14 protein-coding genes are annotated in these 17,936 nt (G+C 69.9%); 8 read left to right on the top strand and 6 right to left on the bottom strand.

Annotation, left to right across the window (positions count from 1 at the left end; all coding sequences use genetic code 11):
• Positions 1-72 precede the first annotated feature (72 nt).
• On the bottom strand, positions 73-1,677 hold the full coding sequence (locus tag AB0M35_RS08790) for an ABC transporter substrate-binding protein (RefSeq protein WP_363743240.1): 1,605 nt from the start codon (positions 1,675-1,677) through the stop codon (positions 73-75).
• Between the two features lie 434 nt (positions 1,678-2,111).
• On the opposite strand from AB0M35_RS08790, the gene AB0M35_RS08785 reads away from it, so the two are divergent.
• Both AB0M35_RS08785 and AB0M35_RS08780 read left to right on the top strand, forming a co-directional pair.
• Positions 2,112-2,972 (top strand): bifunctional methylenetetrahydrofolate dehydrogenase/methenyltetrahydrofolate cyclohydrolase, encoded by an 861-nt coding sequence (locus tag AB0M35_RS08785; RefSeq protein ID WP_363743238.1) that lies wholly within the window; start codon positions 2,112-2,114, stop codon positions 2,970-2,972.
• 176 nt (positions 2,973-3,148) lie between these two features.
• A complete protein-coding gene (locus AB0M35_RS08780; RefSeq protein ID WP_363743236.1) occupies positions 3,149-4,099 on the top strand; it encodes a malate dehydrogenase in 951 nt (316 codons plus the stop codon).
• Positions 4,100-4,182: 83 nt separating this feature from the next.
• Here AB0M35_RS08780 and AB0M35_RS08775 read toward each other — a convergent pair whose 3' ends face one another.
• Positions 4,183-4,956, bottom strand: coding sequence for a TetR/AcrR family transcriptional regulator (locus tag AB0M35_RS08775; RefSeq protein ID WP_363743234.1), 774 nt, complete (start codon positions 4,954-4,956; stop codon positions 4,183-4,185).
• An 85-nt stretch (positions 4,957-5,041) separates the two neighbouring features.
• On the opposite strand from AB0M35_RS08775, the gene AB0M35_RS08770 reads away from it, so the two are divergent.
• Together AB0M35_RS08770 and AB0M35_RS08765 are read left to right on the top strand one after the other, a co-directional pair.
• The gene (locus AB0M35_RS08770) at positions 5,042-5,440 is read left to right on the top strand and encodes a VOC family protein (RefSeq protein WP_363743232.1); all 399 of its coding nucleotides are present in this window, start codon (positions 5,042-5,044) and stop codon (positions 5,438-5,440) included.
• Between the two features lie 212 nt (positions 5,441-5,652).
• Positions 5,653-6,870: an NADP-dependent isocitrate dehydrogenase gene (locus tag AB0M35_RS08765; protein ID WP_363743230.1), complete on the top strand. Its 1,218-nt coding sequence runs from the start codon at positions 5,653-5,655 to the stop codon at positions 6,868-6,870.
• Positions 6,871-7,210: 340 nt separating this feature from the next.
• Here AB0M35_RS08765 and galT read toward each other — a convergent pair whose 3' ends face one another.
• The 3 genes from galT to AB0M35_RS08750 all read right to left on the bottom strand — a co-directional run bounded on the left by galT (position 7,211) and on the right by AB0M35_RS08750 (position 11,568).
• Positions 7,211-8,287, bottom strand: a complete 1,077-nt coding sequence (gene galT, locus AB0M35_RS08760) for a galactose-1-phosphate uridylyltransferase (protein ID WP_363743228.1) — start codon at positions 8,285-8,287, stop codon at positions 7,211-7,213.
• A 52-nt stretch (positions 8,288-8,339) separates the two neighbouring features.
• Positions 8,340-9,869: an adenylyl-sulfate kinase gene (gene cysC, locus AB0M35_RS08755; RefSeq protein ID WP_363743226.1), complete on the bottom strand. Its 1,530-nt coding sequence runs from the start codon at positions 9,867-9,869 to the stop codon at positions 8,340-8,342.
• Positions 9,870-10,020: 151 nt separating this feature from the next.
• Positions 10,021-11,568: a glycosyltransferase family 2 protein gene (locus AB0M35_RS08750; RefSeq protein WP_363743224.1), complete on the bottom strand. Its 1,548-nt coding sequence runs from the start codon at positions 11,566-11,568 to the stop codon at positions 10,021-10,023.
• Between the two features lie 223 nt (positions 11,569-11,791).
• Here AB0M35_RS08750 and AB0M35_RS08745 point away from each other — a divergent pair, with 223 nt between their 5' ends.
• The 4 genes from AB0M35_RS08745 to AB0M35_RS08730 are packed head-to-tail and all read left to right on the top strand — an operon-like array spanning position 11,792 to position 15,234.
• A complete protein-coding gene (locus AB0M35_RS08745) occupies positions 11,792-12,706 on the top strand; it encodes an ABC transporter ATP-binding protein (RefSeq protein WP_363743222.1) in 915 nt (304 codons plus the stop codon).
• Complete coding sequence (locus AB0M35_RS08740) at positions 12,699-13,580, top strand: ABC transporter permease (RefSeq protein WP_363743219.1); 882 nt, start codon at positions 12,699-12,701, stop codon at positions 13,578-13,580. Before AB0M35_RS08745 ends, AB0M35_RS08740 begins: the two co-directional genes overlap by 8 nt.
• Positions 13,577-14,524 carry an ABC transporter ATP-binding protein gene (locus AB0M35_RS08735; protein ID WP_363743217.1) on the top strand — a complete coding sequence of 316 codons (948 nt, stop codon included), beginning with the start codon at positions 13,577-13,579 and terminating at the stop codon, positions 14,522-14,524. The genes AB0M35_RS08740 and AB0M35_RS08735 overlap by 4 nt, the downstream gene beginning before the upstream one ends.
• Complete coding sequence (locus tag AB0M35_RS08730) at positions 14,524-15,234, top strand: ABC transporter permease subunit (RefSeq protein WP_363743216.1); 711 nt, start codon at positions 14,524-14,526, stop codon at positions 15,232-15,234. The genes AB0M35_RS08735 and AB0M35_RS08730 overlap by 1 nt, the downstream gene beginning before the upstream one ends.
• Before the next feature lie 51 nt (positions 15,235-15,285).
• On the opposite strand, the gene valS is transcribed toward AB0M35_RS08730, so the two are convergent.
• Entirely contained in the window at positions 15,286-17,850 is a 2,565-nt protein-coding gene (valS, locus tag AB0M35_RS08725; protein WP_363743214.1) for a valine--tRNA ligase, read from the bottom strand.
• Positions 17,851-17,936: the final 86 nt, after the last annotated feature.

The raw sequence follows: 17,936 nt of genomic DNA, 5'->3' as shown, positions 1-17,936 counted from the left end.
CCCTGAAAAAGGGCGAATGACGTGGCGGGTCGGGCCATCGCGAGATGACCCGACCCGCCTACCGTGCGTGTGTTACTTGACTGCCTCGATCTTGAGCAGGTTGACCCGGTCGAAGAGGTCCACCTCGACGTTCTTCACCTTGGTCGAGTGCCCGAAGTTGTTCTGGCCGAACCGCAGCGGCACGACCGGCAGGTCCTGAGCCAGCAGGTCCTCGGCGGCTTGGTACTTCTTGATCGCCTCCTCCTCGCTCGACGCGCTGACGCCCTCGGCGAGCAGCTTGTCGAACTCGGGGTTGCTGTAGCCGTAGTAGTTCGACGAGCCGTTGGTGCTGAACAGCGGGCCCAGGTAGTTCTCCATGGACGGGTAGTCCATGACCCAGCCCATCCGGAACAGGCCCACGGGCTGCTTGGCCTTGACCTTGGTCAGCAGGTCGGCGAACTTCGGCTCGGCGTTGCCGACGCAGTCCACACCCAGGTTGGCCTTGAGCTGGTTGCAGGTGGCGTCGATCCAGTCCTTGTGACCACCGTCGCCGTTGTACGACAGGGTGATCTTCGACGGGCCACCGGCGGCCTGGTACAGCTCCTTGGCCTTGGCCGGGTCGAACTCGGCCGCGGCGCCGACGGTGTTGTCGCGGTAGCCGGCGACCACCGGCGAGACGAACGAACGGGCCGGCTGCTGCGAGTCCTTGAAGATCGACTTGGTGATCTCGTCCCGGTCGATCGCCATCGAGATGGCCTTGCGCACGTCCGGGTTGCTGAACTCCTCCTGGAAGGTGGGGAAGGCCAGGAAGTGCAGCGACGAGGCCGGGCTCTGCTGGAACCGGTCACCCAGGTCGACGGCGGCCGTGGACAGGTTCTCGGTCGGGATGGTCTTGATCACGTCGAGGTTGTCCGACAGCACGTCCGCGTACGCGGCGGTCAGCTGCTGGTAGATCCGGAACTCGACGCCGGCCACCTTGGGCTGCTCGCCGGGGAAGGCGTCGTAGCGCTCCACCTCGACCTTGGCGTCGTGTTGCCAGGTGCCCTTCATCTTGAACGGGCCCTGACCGATCGGGGCCTGCTCGTACCCCTCGGCCAGCACGCCGGGCGCGGAGAAGGCGGCCTTGGGCAGCGGGTAGAAGGCGGTGTAGCCGAGGATCGACTTGAATTCGCTGTACGGCTGGGACAGCGTGACGGTGAAGGTGTCGTCGTCGACCTTCTTCAGCCCGCTGAGCGTCTTGGCCTTCGGGTTCTCGCCCTGGAGGTCGTCGTAGCCGGCGATCTTCTCAAAGAAGTAGCTGGAGTTCTGGCCGTTGGGGGCGTACGCGCCGTAGTTCCAGGCGTCGATGTAGTTGTCGGCGGTGACGTCCTCGCCGTTGTGGAACGTGTAGCCGTCCTTCAGGTCCACCGTCCAGGTGGTGTTGTCCTCGGACGTGATCGACTCGGCCGCCACCTCGTACGGCTTGTTCGCCTCGTCGTAGTCGACCAACGGGCTGAACAGGGCCGAAAGCACCTGCGAGCCGCTCGTCTCGTTGGTGTTGGTCGGCACCAGGTGCTGCGGCTCGGCGATCTCGATCCGCACCGCCGCATTGGGGTCGCTCTCGCCGGATCCACCGTCGCCGCCCGAGCCGCAGGCCACCAGGCCCAGGGTCACCGCGAGCGGGAGGGCGGTCCAGGCCGCGAGCCTACGAACACGCATCAGGCCTCCTCATCTCCTTACGCAGCGCAGTCAGGCCCGGCGTGGGGTGACTCTGCGCAACGAGGGGCAACGGTAGGTCACGCGCTGTGCATCGACAACGTGTTGGTTGCGGACGGATAACGAAACCCGGCTCGGGGTGTGGCTGCGCGCCAATATCCGTGCTAGCGGAATCCCGGCTTTCACGGTATATCAGGCAAAGTTCTGCGAGGTTTGTCGGAACTGGGCGGTCCTGGTGTCGTGCTGCGCTGACTCGCCGTACTCGTCGGGCTGTGGGCGATCCGGCTTCCTCGTCCGGCTTCGCCGTGGCAACCTCCACTGATCGATCACACAAAGTGACTATGCGCACGTCACGGAAAGTGATCTCCTGGTTGGGTGTCAGGCGGCTGAAGTGGTCCACGCGAGCCGGCCGCACCGGTCGTGAGACGATCTGAGACGTGACGGCGACGCTTCTGGACGGCAAGGCGACCGCAGCCGAGATCAAGGACGAGCTGCGGGCACGGGTCAAGGCGCTGGCGGAGCGGGGCATCGTGCCGGGGCTCGGCACGGTACTGGTCGGCAGCGACCCCGGCTCCCAGGCGTACGTCAACGGCAAGCACCGGGACTGCGCCGAGGTCGGCATCGCCTCGATCCGGCGGGAGCTGCCCGCCGACGCCCCCCAGGCCCAGGTCGACGAGACGCTCGCCGAGCTGAACGCCGACCCGGCCTGCCACGGCTACATCGTCCAGCTGCCGCTGCCCGGGCACCTCGACACCCAGCGCGTGCTGGAGCTGATCGACCCGGACAAGGACGCCGACGGCCTGCACCCGGTCAACCTGGGTCGGCTGGTGCTCGGCTACGACGCACCGCTGCCGTGCACCCCGCGCGGCATCGTGGAACTGCTGCGCCGCCACGAGGTGCCGCTGCGCGGCGCCAACGTCGCGGTGGTGGGTCGGGGCAACACCGTCGGGCGCCCGCTGGGGCTGCTGCTCACCCGGCGCAGCGAGAACGCCACGGTGACCCTGTGCCACACCGGCACCCTCGACCTCGCCGCGCACACCCGCGCCGCCGACATCGTCATCGTCGCGGCCGGCGTACCCGGGCTGCTCACCACCGACATGATCACTCCGGGAGCGGTCGTGGTCGACGTGGGCATCACCCGGGTGATCGGCCCGGACGGCAAGGGCCGCTACACCGGCGACGTGGACCCGGAGGTCGCCGAGGTGGCGGGCAAGCTCGTGCCGATGCCCGGCGGCGTCGGCCCGATGACCCGCGCCATGCTGCTCAGCAACGTCGTGGAACGCGCCGAACGCGGCTGAGGTGTAAGGAAGGGCCCCTTCTTAACGCCTCCGGTAGAGCAGGGGTCCCCTATTAACACCGAAGACAGCGGAACGAAACCCCCGAGCTGCTCATAACCGTCCGCCCCTGGCCTGATCGGTGCCACGATGGCTGATACGGTCCGGAAAACCGACTGGTATCAGGGAGTGGGACGACCATGGGTAAGAAAGTCACTGTCGTCGGCGCCGGCTTCTACGGCTCCACCACCGCGCAGCGCCTGGCCGAGTACGACGTCTTCGACACCGTCGTGATCACCGACATCGTGGAGGGCAAGCCCGCGGGTCTCGCCCTGGACCTCAACCAGTCGCGGGCCATCGAGGGCTTCGAGACCAAGGTCGTCGGGGTCACCACCGGTCCGAACGGTGAGGGCTACGAGGCCATCGAGGGTTCCGACGTGGTGGTCATCACCGCCGGTCTGCCCCGCAAGCCGGGCATGAGCCGGATGGACCTGCTGGAGACCAACGCGAAGATCGTCCGGCAGGTCGCCGAGAATGTCGCCAAGTACGCCCCGAGCGCCGTGGTGATCGTGGTCTCCAACCCGCTGGACGAGATGACCGCGCTGGCCCAGCTCGCCACCCAGTTCCCGCACCAGCGGGTGCTCGGCCAGGCCGGCATGCTGGACACCGCCCGGTTCACCAACTTCGTGGCCGAGGCACTGGACGTACCGGTGAAGACCGTCAAGACGCTGACGCTCGGCTCGCACGGCGACACCATGGTGCCGGTGCCGTCCAAGAGCACCGTCGACGGCAAGCCGCTGCGCGAGGCGATGCCTGCCGAGCAGATCGAGGAGCTGGTCGTCAAGACCCGTAACGGTGGCGCCGAGGTGGTGGCGCTGCTCAAGACCGGCTCGGCGTACTACGCCCCGTCGGCCGCCGCAGCTCGGATGGCCAAGGCCGTCGCGGAGGACTCCGGCGAGGTCATGCCGGTCTGTGCCTGGGTCGACGGCGAGTACGGCATCTCCGGCGTCTACCTCGGTGTCGAGGCCGAGATCGGCGCCCAGGGCATCAAGCGGGTCGTCGAGACCGACCTGGACGCCGACGAACTGGCCGCGCTGAACGAGGCCGCCGAGGCCGTCCGCGCCAAGCAGGCCGACGTCGCCAACATGTGACCCACCCTGCCCCACCCCGAACTGAATTGATCAAGAGGTTTGCGTCTCGGAGAAGTCGATCCGAGACGCAAACCTCTTGATCGTCATGGCGGGGAAGGGGTGGGGGTGATCAGGGCGGTCAGTGCGTCCAGGACTCGGGCCAGGCCGAATGCGTACGCCTGGTCGGGGTGGTAGGCGGCGTTCTGGGCGGCGCCCGCTGCGGCGCCCACCCGGACGGCGGTCGGGTACCGCTGCTCGTCGAGCACTTCGGCCAGCAGAGGGGCGTTCGCCGCCCACCATTGTTCGTCGGTCCAGGCGCTGGCCTGCCGGATGGACCGCGCCTCGGTTGCGGAGCGGGCCGCGGCCCGGACGAAGTCGAGGACGTAGGTCAGCGCGGCGTCCCGGGTCACGTCGTCCAGGCCGGTGTCGTCGAACGCGCGTAGCTCGTACTCGTACTTGGCCATCAGGCCCGGCCCGAGCGGTGGCCGGCCGGTGGCGACCTCGGCGGCCCACGGATGGGCCGCGAAGAGTTCCCGGTTGTCCTGGGCGAGCGCCGCCACCCGGGTACGCCACGGCTCGCCGGACCGGTCCGGCCGTGGCATGTCCGCGTAGAGCGCGTCCAGCATCAGGTCGAGCAGTTCGGCCTTGCCCGGCACGTACGTGTAAAGGGTCATCGGTGCCACGCGGACGGCCTGGGCCAGCGCTCGCATGGTCACCGCGTCCAACCCTTCACCGTCGGCCAACTCGATCGCCGCACGGACGATGTCGTCCAGCGAGCGACCCTGGCGCGGGCCACGACGTGGGCCCTCCTCGACTCGACGCCAGAGCAGTCGCAGGGTGTGGGCGGGATCTCCGCCTCCGGTGCGGTGGTTGGACACTCTCCGATCTTCGCAGCTCCAATCTTCGTACGCAGTACGTTGTACAATGTACGAAGATAAAGTTTCCCGCGCTCAGGGAGGGCATGTGCAGATCACCGGATCGGCCATCTCGCTCAACGTTCAGGACGTGTCGGCCTCGGCCGAGTTCGTCAAGCAGCACTTCGGGTTCCGGGAGGAGATGGCGGCCGACGGGTTCGTCTCGCTGGCCCGCGACGGGGTCGGCTTCAACCTGGTCTTCCTGCGCACCGGGCTGGCCAGCCTCCAACCGCCGAGCCTGAAGAATCAGCGGGCCGAGGGCGTGCTCGTCGCCTTCGTGGTGGACGACATCGACGCCGAGTACGCGGGCATCCAGGCCGCCGGTGTGCCGATCACCACACCGATCCAGACCGAGCCCTGGGGGGAGCGGTTCTTCCAGGTGACCGATCCCAACGGGGTGATCCTCCAGTTGGTGCAGTGGGTGCACAGCCCGGAGCAGGCAGGTTAGCTGCGCTGGTGGCATGTTCCGGGCCCGGTGGGGTATTTCCGCGCCGGGCCCGGCGGCCGCTCGGCAGTGATCCGCGAGCCGCCAGGCGGTGAGTCGGCGGGCCGGTCAGCTGTGGGTGGTCGGCCAATCGGTGGCCGCGACGTTCCTGGTTCCAGCGGGTCCAGTACGCTCGTACTGCTTGAGCACGTGTCCCCCGAGAGGAGCGCCGGCCGATGGCGAAGATCAAGGTAAACAACCCGGTCGTGGAGCTCGACGGCGACGAGATGACCCGGATCATCTGGAAGCAGATCCGGGAGCAGCTGATCCTGCCCTACCTCGACGTCGACCTGCACTACTACGACCTGTCGATCCAGCACCGCGACGCTACCGACGACCAGGTGACCGTCGACGCCGCCAACGCCATCAAGGAGCACGGCGTCGGCGTCAAGTGCGCCACCATCACCCCGGACGAGGCCCGGGTGGAGGAGTTCGGCCTGAAGAAGATGTGGCGGTCGCCGAACGGCACCATCCGCAACATCCTCGGCGGTGTCGTCTTCCGCGAGCCGATCATCATGTCCAACGTGCCGCGGCTCGTCCCCGGCTGGACCAAGCCGATCATCATCGGCCGGCACGCCCACGGTGACCAGTACCGGGCCACCGACTTCGTCGTGCCCGGCCCGGGTAAGGTGACCATCACCTACACCCCGGCCGACGGCGCGCAGCCGATCGAGATGGAGATCGCCAACTTCCCCGGCAGCGGCATCGCGATGGGCATGTACAACTACGACGACTCGATCCGGGACTTCGCCCGGGCGTCGTTCCGGTACGGACTGGACCGCGGCTACCCGGTCTACATGTCCACCAAGAACACCATCCTCAAGGCGTACGACGGCCGGTTCAAGGACATCTTCGCCGAGGTGTTCGAGAACGAGTTCAAGGCGGAGTTCGACGCCGCCGGCCTCACCTACGAGCACCGGCTCATCGACGACATGGTCGCCGCCGCCCTCAAGTGGGAGGGTGGCTACGTCTGGGCCTGCAAGAACTACGACGGTGACGTGCAGTCCGACACCGTCGCGCAGGGCTTCGGCTCGCTCGGCCTGATGACCTCGGTCCTGCTCTCGCCCGACGGCCGTACCGTCGAGGCCGAGGCCGCCCACGGCACCGTCACCCGGCACTACCGGCAGTGGCAGAAGGGCGAGAAGACCTCGACCAACCCGATCGCCTCGATCTACGCCTGGACCCGGGGCCTGGCCCACCGGGGCAAGCTGGACGGCACCCCGGCGGTCACCGAGTTCGCCAACACGCTGGAGCAGGTCATCGTCGACACCGTCGAGGGTGGCCAGATGACCAAGGACCTCGCGCTGCTCATCTCGCGGGACGCCCCGTGGCTGACCACCGACGAGTTCATGAACGCGCTCGACGAGAACCTGGCGCGCCGTCTCGCCGCCTGATCCGTCGTACTCAGCCCGCCGGCCTCAGCGCCGGCGGGCTCGTTCATTTCACGGCCGGCCACCGACAGCCGACGTGCCCGGACAAGACGCGCCAATCGGCGTCACCTGCCTCGGCGCGCCTCGTTGACCTGGGTGGACGAGATGCCAGTCGCGTCCTGGAAGGTTGATCGTGGCCGCCGTGCGGCACGAGTGCCCAGCCAGCCTTCCCGGCTGTCGAAGCACAGCCAGCCGTCCCTTCCCTGCGGGGGGCCCTGTCCCGGGCCCCCCGCGCCCTGTCTCCGGGCCTTGTCGCTCGCCGGCTTCGCAGGACGCGACCAGCAGCCGCCCGACCGCTACGAGGTCAGGCGGCGCGAAGCAGGTCGGCGGCCCGCTCCGGGGCGATGTCGTTGATGAAGACGCCCATCGCTGACTCCGACCCGGCCAGGTATTTCAGTTTGTCCGCCGCCCGCCGGATGCTGAACAGCTGCAGGTGCAGGTGACCCAGCTCGCGGTCGACGCGTACCGGTGCCTGGTGCCAGGCGGCGATGTACGGCATCGGGGTGTCGAACAGCCCGTCGAATCGTCGCAGCAGGTCCAGGTAGAGCGGGCCGAAGGCGTCCCGTTCAGCATCGGTCAACGCTGGGATGTCCGGCACCGGCCGGTGCGGCGCGACATGTACCTCGAACGGCCACCTCGCCGCCGCCGGCACGTACGCCGTCCAATGCTCGTTGGCCGTCACCACCCGCTCGCCGGACGAGCGTTCGGCGGCGAGTACGTCGGCGTAGAGGTTGCCCCCGCCGGTGCGCTCGGCGTGCCGGCGGGCTGCGGCCAGCAGTGACCGGGTACGCGGCGGAAGGAACGGGTAGGCGTAGATCTGCCCGTGCGGGTGGTGCAGGGTCACCCCGATCTCCACACCCCGGTTCTCGAAGCAGAAGACCTGCTCGACCTCGGGCAGCTCACCGAGCACCGCCGTACGGTCGGCGAGCGCGTCGAGCACGGTGCGCACCCGGCGCGGCGACAGGCTGGCGAAACAGGCGTGGTGGTCGGCGGTGAAGCAGACCACCTCGCAGCGGCCCCGACCGGGCCGGACCGCGGTGAGCGGGGTGATCTCGGCCGGTTCGGCGACCACCCGCTCGCTGAACGCCGGGAACCGGTTCTCGAACACCGCGACGGCGTAGTCGGGTGCCGGGATCTCGCTGAGCCGCTGCGCGGTGGACGGGCAGAGCGGGCACTGGTCGGCCGGCGGGAGGAAGGTGCGCGTCTGCCGGTGTACGGCGAGCGCCACCCACTCGTCGGTGAGGGGGTCGTGCCGCAGCTGGGAGGCGGGCGGGGGTGGGGGCAGCTCGCGCCGGTCCGGCTGGTCCCGGACGACGTCGTCCCGCTCGTCGAAGTAGATCAGCTCGCGGCCGTCGGCAAGTCGGATCGGGGTACGCCTCATCGCGGTGACCCGCGACTGATCAGCAGGCGCCGCCGGACGCCGGGCTCCCTCATCAGAACGACTGGAGGCGCGGCTCGATCCAGCCGGTCTCGGTCAGGTGATGCAGGACGTGCTGGACCGCCTCGTCCACGTCGAGGTCACTGGTGTCGATCACCAGATCGGCGTCGGTGGGTTCCTCGTAGGGATCGTCGATGCCGGTCATCCCGGTCAGCAGGCCGGCCCGCGCCCGCGCGTAGAGCCCCTTGCGGTCGCGGCGCTCGCAGACCTCCAGCGGCGTGGCGACGTGCACCAGCACGAACCCGGCGCCCGCCGTCACCGCCATCTCCCGGGCGGTCGCCCGAGCCTGGGCGTACGGCGCGATCGGGCAGCAGATGCCGATGCCCCGGTGGCGGGCGATCTCGGCGGCGACCCAGCCGATCCGCCGTACGTTGGTGTCCCGGTCGGCCTTGCTGAAGCCCAGCCCTGCGGTCAGTTCGCGGCGCACCACGTCACCGTCGAGCAGGGTGATGGTCCGTTCGCCCTGCTCCCGCAGTGCGTCGGCGAGACCACGGGCGATGGTCGACTTGCCCGAACCGGACAGCCCGGTGAGGAACACCACCAGGCCCCGATGCCGCCGGGGTGGCCGGGCCCGGCTCAGCTCCTTCGCCACCGCCGGGGGAGTGTGCCACTCCGGCAGCGGGAAGCCCCGATCCAGCAGATCCTCGATCTCGTCGTGGGTGAGCGCGAGACGCCGGTTGCGCGGCGGGATGTCCTCACGCCAGCGCCACTGGCCGTCCCGGTTGTCGTAGGCCAGCTCGCGCGGCACCAGCACGCGCAGCCCGCCCCCGGAGAGCATCTCGCTGGTGGAGAGCAGATGGGTGACGCCGTACGCGGCGGAGACCCGGGCCCGCAGCAGGGCGTCGCCGATCTCGTCGCGGCGACGGGCCAGCGGCACCGCGACCACGGTCGCCGGCGGCATCCGGTCACGGGCGGCGAAGACGCTGCGCACCAGCGCCTCCGGCGGCAGCCCGCCGGTGCCGTCCTCGCCGACCGGAATCATGACCAGCAGGTGCGCGCTGAGCGTACGCACGGCGTGCGCGATCTGGGCCAGTTGCGGCCGGTGCAACGGCCGGTCGGCGACGACGCCGAGGACCCGTCCCGGTGGCAGCAGCGCGCGGATCTCCTCGGGTGTGCGCCGTAACCGCTGGAACGGCCCGTGCCCGCCGTCGCCGAGCCGGCGTACGCTGCCGCCCACCCCGGCCACGCCGTCGCGTACCTGCCAGGTGTCGGCGACCTCCAGGGCCGCCACCGGCGCGCCCTCGCCGTCGGTGAGCACCAGGGTGCGTCGGTTCGCGTCGGCCAGGTCGAACTCGCGCAGCAGGGCGGCGGGCACCTGGAGGGTCACCGCGACCGGCCACGGCGTGCCGTCGACGAGTCGGCCCCGGCGGCTGACCGAGACCAGGTCGGCCCGGGTCAGGAAGCCGGTCAACGGTGCGTACGCACCGGTCAGCAGCAACTCCAGATCCGCGAGCTCGCCGGGACGCGGCGTGTACGCCGGTGCATCGCGCAGCACCTCGTCGGGCAGCACCCACCCGTTGCTCATCAGACCCCCAACTCCGGCGACCGGCACACAGTTTCGCAGCCGGCCGCCAATCGGTCGAGAGCACCACTGCCACCGGCCCGATCGGGGCCACTGCTGCTGGCCGGATGCCCGCCTGAGCCGGTCTCGGCCGATGCTACGAGAGCCGTAGCGCCTACTGCCGGGCCAGGCCCAGCCGCCGCCGAACGGAACCCGCAAATCGCCGCGGCAGACCGGGTCGAGGCTCCGGCGGCTTGGCGGGGGCCTTCTTCCGCTTGTCGACCACCACCGGCCGGGCACCGTCCGCAGCGCAGGTGATCTCCAGCGGCAGCTTGGTGTCGAGGGTCCACCCGTAGCCGGCGACCCGGGCCTTGAGGATCCACTCGCCCTGGGTACGACCGCCGTTGAGGGTGCCGAAGTCGACCGTGACCGCGCCCCGGTAGCGCACCTGGACCTCGCCGGCACCGACGATCCGATCCACCTCGTAGTGCACCGGAAGGAAGAACTCCTCGTGCTCGGTGGCGTGCTGCGCGATGACGTCGAGGCGGGCCCCACTCAGGTCGTCGGTGCAGTCGAGCCATTCGTCGGGCACGTCGTCGATCGGCACCACCAGCCGATCCCGGCCGTCGGTGTGGGCGAACGAGACAGCTTCGTCGTCCCTGCGGAACTGGCTGTTGAGCAGGAGCGTCAGGGTCAGTCCGGTCAGCTCGTACGCCTTCAGGCGGGTGCGGGCGCGGACGCCCGCGTCCCACTCGGCCAACCGGAGCAGGTCCTCGACCCGGCCCTGCACGGTGAGGCCGGCGACGGTGCGCTCGACGGCCGGCAGCTTGCCCGCCACCGCCGGTGCGAACCGCTCCTGAATGGTCTTCTGCACCTCCGCGGCGACCTGGTCGACCCAGTCCCGGGGAGCCTTGCGGAGTCGGGCACCGCGCAGCCGGCGGATCATCTCGGTGCGTAGCCACCGTCGGTGCAGCTTGTCGCGCAACGGCCCCGGCTCGGTGTGCGCGTCGACGATGTCCAGCACCTCACGCAGGCTGCTGTAGTACCCCGCCGGCTCCATCCGGGTGCCGGTGAGGTTGCCGCCGTCCGGTCGCCGAGCATGGTGGTAGCAGGTGTAGTCGGACAGCACACTGGTGCGGCGGGAGAGCAGGTAGGCGCGGATGACCAGGTGATGGTCCTCCAGCCGCTTGCGGTGCTCCTCGGGAAAGCGCAGGTCGTGCTCCAGCAGGAACCCGCGGCGGAACATCTTGTGGCAGGTGAGGCTCCCGATCAGCGGCGAGTTGTCCAGCCTGGCGTCGGGGCGGTTGACCCGGAACAGTTCGCGGGGCACCGACCGGCGGTGCCCGGTCATCTTGCCGATGGCGATGTCGGCACCGTTGGCCACCGCGTAGCCGTACAACCGCTCCAGGGCCTCGTCGGCGAGCCAGTCGTCGTCGTCGACGAACTGGACGTACTCGCCGCGGGCCCGGGCCAGACCCAGATTGCGCGGGCGCGACGGCCAGCCGGAGTGCTCGCAGTGCAGCACCTCGACATTCGGATGGGCGGCGGTCAACTCCGTCAAACGAGCAGGTGTGTCATCGGTCGAGCCGTCGTCGACGAAGATCATCTCGAAGTCCGCCGCCGGCATCGACTGGCGCAGCAGCGAGTCGATCAGCTGATGGAGGTGCTCCCCCGAGTTGTACGTCGGGACCACCACACTTACCTTGAGCTCGCCAGTCGTCATGGCTTCCCACTACTCATCGTGCTGTCGAGAGAACGGATGGTGGGCTCCAGTGTGTACCAGACGTTCGATCTTCGTCGGCGGGGGGTACGTCCGCCCCGATCTATGGATCCGCAGGTCGTCGGCGGCCACCGCCGTTCCCTAGGGGGCCGCCGGAAGCAGGATCAGGGAAAACCGGGGCGCGTGCCGGACAGACCGCGTCGGCGTCCGTCTCTAGGCTGTCGACGTGACACTGATCGAAACCGAGTCGTTGACCAAGGTCTACGGCGGTGGGGTCACCGCGCTGTCCGAGCTGACGGTCACGGTCGAGCCGGGAATCGTCGGCCTGGTCGGGGCCAACGGCGCCGGCAAATCGACCCTGATCAAGCTCCTGCTCGGCCTGCTCACCCCGACCCGTGGCCGGGTCAGGGTGCTGGGCCTGGACCCGACCGCCGACCCCGCAGCCGTACGCGCCCGGGTCGGCTACATGCCGGAGCACGACTGCCTGCCACCCGACCTGTCCGCCGCCGAACTGGTCACCCATCTCGGGCAGATCAGCGGCCTGCCGCGTACCGCCGCCCGGGAACGGGCCTCCGAGGCGTTGCGGCACGTGGGGCTGCACGAGGAACGCCATCGTCCGGTGGGCGGCTACTCCACCGGCATGAAGCAGCGGGTCAAACTCGCCCAGGCCCTGGTGCACGATCCCGACCTGCTGCTGCTCGACGAACCCACCAACGGCCTCGACCCGGCCGGCCGGGACGCCATGCTGGCCCTGGTGCACCGGATCGGCACCGAGTTCGGCATCTCCGTACTGGTCTGCTCCCACCTGCTCGGCGAGGTCGAGCGGATCTGCGACACCCTGGTCGCCATCGACGGTGGGCGGCTGCTGCGCGCCGATCACATCGCCGCGATGACCTCGACCACCGACGTGCTCGCCGTCGAGGTCAGCGAGGGCACCGAGACGCTGGCCGCCCGGCTGGCCGCGCTCGACCTGCCGGTGAGCCGGGAGGGGCGGCTGCTGCTCGTCCCGCTCGCCGACCAGCAGACGTACGACCTCATCATCGGCGCGGTCGCCGACCTGGACCTGCCGCTGCACCGGCTGGACCAGCGTCGGCACCGGGTGGCCGAACTCTTCGCCCGCAGGGAGGGCAGTCATGTCTGAACCGACGGGTGTCATCCACGACATCGGCTACCAGCGCTACACCGGCCTGCGCCTGGGCCGCCGGCACGTCTTCGGCGCGCTGTACCTGCACGGCGTGCGAACCGCCTTCGGGCTGGGCCGCAGCGCCAAGGCCAAGATCTTCCCCTGGCTGGTGGTCGGCATCGTGCTGATGGTGGCCGGCGCGGTGACCGCGATCAGCAGCCAGTTCGGCGAATCACTCATGACGTACGCCCAGTTCGCCGACTCGATGAGCTGGCTGGTCATCTTCTTCGTCGCGGTGGCCGCGCCCGAACTGGTCTCCCGGGACCTACGTAGCGGCGTGCTTCCGCTGTACTTCTCCCGGCCGTTGCCCACCGCCGACTATCCGCTGGCCAAGCTGCTCGCGCTGGTCACCGCGCTCTGGATGCTGCTCGGCGCGCCGCAGTTGGTGATGTTCCTCGGTGCCGCGTTCACCGCCGACAACATGCGTGCGGTCTGGGACGAGTTGCTGGACCTGCTGCCCGGCCTGCTCTACGCCGGGTTGTGGGCAGTGGTCTTCGCCTCGGTCGGTCTGCTGATCGCCTCGCTGACCGGCAAGCGGGCCTTCGCCGCCGGCGGCATCGTCGCCGTCTTCCTGATGACCACGCCGATCGTCGGCGTCCTGTCGATTCTGCCCTCGCAGGCCGCCAACCAGCTGGCCGGTGTCGCCTCGCCGTCCACCCTGGTGCAGGGCGTCGGCGTCTGGACGATGCGCGACCAGTTGATCACCGAACCGGACGGCGGCGGTCTCGACCTCGGTGCCTTCGGCCCGGTGTACGCGCTGGTCGCCGTCGCACTGATCGCCGCCGGTGTCGCCCTGCTGCTGGCCCGCTACCGGAAGGTGGCCGCCCGATGACCACGACCAGTAATTCCGCCCCGACGATCACCACCAGCACCCTCGACCTCGCCGGGGTCTCCCGCTGGTACGGCAACGTGGTGGCGGTCAACGACGTGAGCATGAGCCTCGGACCGGGCGTCACCGGGCTCCTCGGCCCCAACGGCGCCGGCAAGACCACGCTGCTGCACATGATGGCCGGCTTCCTCGCCCCCTCGCGCGGGCAGGTCACCCTCGACGGTCGGCCCACCTGGCGTAACCCGGCCGTCTACCGCCGCTTGGGGCTGGTCAGCGAACGGGAGGCGGTACACAGCTTCCTCACCGCGCACGAGTACGTGCTGGCCACCGCGAAGCTGCACAAGCTGCCCGACCCGCAGGCGGCGGCCCGTCGGGCGATCGCCATGGTCGAGTTGGAGGGCGCGCAGGACCGGCGGATCGGCACCTACTCCAAGGGCATGCGGCAGCGGGCCCGGGTGGCGGCGTCGCTGGTGCACGACCCGCAGGTGCTGCTGCTGGACGAGCCGTTCAACGGCATGGACCCGCGCCAGCGCCTGCACATGATGGAGTTGCTGCACTCGCTCGGCGACGCCGGGCGCACCATCCTGTTCAGCTCGCACATCCTGGAGGAGGTCGAGCAGGTCTCCGGCACCGTACAGGTGATGGTCGCCGGTCGGCTCGCCGCCTCCGGCGACTTCCGGACCATCCGCCGGCTGATGACCAACCGGCCGCACGTGTTCGCCATCCGTTCCACCGACGATCGGGCGCTGGCCGTCGCGCTGATGGCCGAGCCTTCGGTGACCGGGGTCGAGTTGGGCCGCGAGGGGCTGACCGTACGGGCCGGTGACTACGGCGCCTTCACCCGGGTGCTGCCGAAGGTCGCCCTGGCTCGGGGCGTACGGGTGCGGCAACTGCTGCCCGAGGACGAATCCCTGGAGAGCGTCTTCTCCTACCTGGTGGAGGCCTGATGTCCACTGTTTCCTGGATCACCGCGCGTGGGCTGTTCGGGCGTCGCCGGTTCCTGTTGCTACTGCCCCTGCCCGTGCTGTTGGTGGTGCTGGCCGTGCTCTCCCGAGGGCTGGGAGTGGCACCCAGTTCGTGGGGACCGCCGGTGCTGGTCGGCCTCGGGCTGGCCGTGGTACTGCCGGTGGTCGCGTTGATCGTCGGCACCGGTGTGCTCGGTGCCGAGATCGACGACGGCACGGTGGTGCACGTACTCACCACGCCGTTGCCACGCTGGCAGATCGTGCTGCCGAAGCTGGCCGTGGCGGTCGCGGTCACCGCGGCCACCGTGGCGGTGCCGCTGTTCGCCGCGGGCCTGCTGGCCGACTCCGTACGCCTCGGGCTGGCGTTGGCCGTCGCCGCCTCGGTCGGTGCGTTGGCGTACTCGGCGCTGTTCGTGGCGGCCAGCCTGCTCACCCGGCGGCCGGTACTGCTCGGCCTGGTCTACGTGCTGATCTGGGAAGGGCTGCTCGGCAACGTGGTCACCGGCACCCGGGTGCTGTCCATCCAGCACTACGTGATCGCGTTGGCTGACCGTCTCGCCCCGACAGACCTGCTCAGCACGACGGTCTCCGTACCGGTCGCGGCGGTGATGATCGTACTGGTGAGCATCGGTTTCACGCTGCTGTCCATCAACCGCCTTCGCGTCTTCTCCGTCGCCGGCGAAACCAGCTGAGGTGTGCGGAAGGGCCCCCTTGCCAAAGCGGGCCCTTCCGCACCGCAGCACCTAGAAGGCGCAGGCGATGACGAGTTCGGGGGTGCGGTCGGCAAGAAGGTCGAGTTTGTCGATGTGCCCGGCCGCCCGCAGGTCGTCGATGATCAGGGTGAGCTGGCCGAGCAGGGCGGCCGGGCCGAGCGCCTCGGCCAGCGGCACCTCCGCCTTCATCGACAGCTTCCGCTCGGACTTGGCCCGGCGGACCTGCCCCAGCGCGTCGGAGGCCAGCCGCAGCAACGCCGGATCACCCTCGCCCTGGACCGTCCGGCCGATCTCGTACGTGGTGGGCCACGGCGCCCGGTGCACCGAGCCGTACCGCCACCAGGACCACACCTCCTCGGTCGCGTACGGCAGCACCGGGGCGAACAGCCGCAACTGCACCGACAGCGCGGTGGCCAACGCGGCGCGGGCCGAGTCCGCCCCGACGCCGATGCTGTAGGCGCGTTCCTTCACCAACTCGATGTAGTCGTCGCAGAACCGCCAGAAGAACGACTCGGTGGCCTGCAACGCCGCCGTGTGGTCGTACGCCTCGAATGCCGTCGTCGCGGTCGCCACCACCTCGGACAGCGCGGCGAGCATGGCCCGGTCGAGCGGCTCGGTCACCGGGGCGCGCAGCGCGTCGGCGGCACCCGGCCCGAGCGCGAACCTCGACGCGTTGAGCAGCTTCGTGGCCAACCGCCGCCCGATCTTGATCTGGGCCGGGTCGAAGGCCAGGTCGACACCGGGACGCCCGGTGGACGCCCAGTAGCGCACCGCGTCGGAGCCGTGCTGCTCCAGCAACGCCATCGGGGTGACCACGTTGCCCTTGGACTTGGACATCTTCTTGCGGTCCGGATCGAGGATCCAGCCGGACAGTTCGGCGGTCCGCCACGGCAGCGTGCCGTGCTCCAGGTGGGCCCGGACGACCGTGGCGAACAACCAGGTCCGGATGATCTCCTGCCCCTGCGGACGTAGGTCCATCGGGAAGACCCGGCGGAACAGATCCGGGTCGGTCTCCCAACCGCCGGCGATCTGCGGGGTCAGCGACGAGGTGGCCCAGGTGTCCAGCACGTCCGGGTCGCCGACGAACCCGCCCGGCACACCGCGCTGGGACTCGTCGTAGCCGGCCGGCGCCTCCTCGGACGGATCGATCGGCAGCGAGGCCTCGTCCGGCGTGAGCGGGTGCGCCCAGTCCGGTTCGCAGGTGTCGTCGAGCCTGTACCACACCGGCACCGGCACGCCGAAGAAGCGTTGCCGGCTGACCAGCCAGTCGCCGGTCAGGCCACCCACCCAGTGCTCGTAGCGATGCCGCATGTGCTCCGGCACCCAGCGCAGCTCCCGCCCCCGAGCCAGCAGCGCCTCCCGCAGGTCGGTGTCGCGGCCCCCGTTGCGCAGGTACCACTGCCGGGTCGAGACGATCTCCAACGGCCGGTCGCCCCGCTCGTAGAACTTGACCGGATGGGTGATCGGGCGGGGCTCACCGATCAGGTCACCCACATCGGTCAGCAGTTGCACCACGGCCCGCCGAGCGCCGTTGACGCTCTGCCCGGCCAACGTCGCGTACGGTCGCGCCGGCACCCCGGCCGGCGGCTCCGGCAGCAGTCGGCCGTCCCGACCGATCACCACCCGGGTCTCCAGGTCCAACTCCCGCCACCAGGTCACGTCGGTCAGGTCACCGAACGTGCAGACCATCGCGATGCCGGTGCCCTTGGCCGGGTCCGCCAGCGGGTGCGCGCGCACCGGCACCTCGACGTCGAAGACGGGGGTACGCACAACCGTGCCCACCAGGTCGGCGTACCGCTCGTCGTCGGGGTGGCAGACCAGCGCCACGCAGGCCGGCAGCAGCTCGGGGCGGGTGGTGTCGATCAGCACCTCCCGTCCGCCGGGGGCGTGGAACCGCAACCGGTGGTACGCGCCGGGCCGCTCCCGATCCTCCAGCTCGGCCTGGGCGACGGCGGTGGCGAAGCCGACGTCCCACAGCGTCGGTGCCTCCGCCTGGTACGCCTCACCCCGGGCCAGGTTGCGCAGGAACGCCCGCTGCGAGGCGGCCCGGGCCACCGGACCGATGGTGGTGTACATCAGCGACCAGTCCACGGACAGGCCGAGCCGGCGCCACAGCGCCTCGAAGATCTGCTCGTCGGCGAGGGTCAGCCGCTCGCACAGCTCGATGAAGTTGCGTCGGGAGATCGGGGTCGGGTCCTTGCGGGCGGCGTCGTCCACCGGGGCGTCCGGCGCCCGCCAGTCCGGGTCGTACGGCAGCGACGGGTCGCAGCGCACGCCGTAGACGTTCTGCACCCGGCGTTCGGTGGGCAGGCCGTTGTCGTCCCAGCCGATCGGGTAGAAGACCGTCCGCCCGCGCATCCGCTGGAACCGGGCGACCAGGTCGGTGTGGGTGTACGAGAAGACGTGCCCCATGTGCAGCTCGCCCGATACGGTCGGCGGCGGGGTGTCGATCGCGTATACGTCCGAGCGCTCCTTCGAGCGGTTGAACGCGTACGTGCCCTCCTCCTGCCAGCGGCGCGACCAGGTCTCCTCGAGCCCGTCCAAACTCGGACGCTCGGGGACGCCGGTGCGGGCCGTCCTCGCCGTATCAGTCATCCGTCGATGGTAGGCAGCCCTGCGCCGCCAGGGCATGCCATTAGTTCGACGGACATCGTGCGAAGTGCTGTGGTGGACCCGGCATG

Origin of the sequence: Micromonospora sp. NPDC051196, from assembly GCF_040682415.1 — a bacterium.
Taxonomy (GTDB): domain Bacteria; phylum Actinomycetota; class Actinomycetes; order Mycobacteriales; family Micromonosporaceae; genus Micromonospora.
This window is presented reverse-complemented; position numbering and strand designations above follow the sequence as displayed.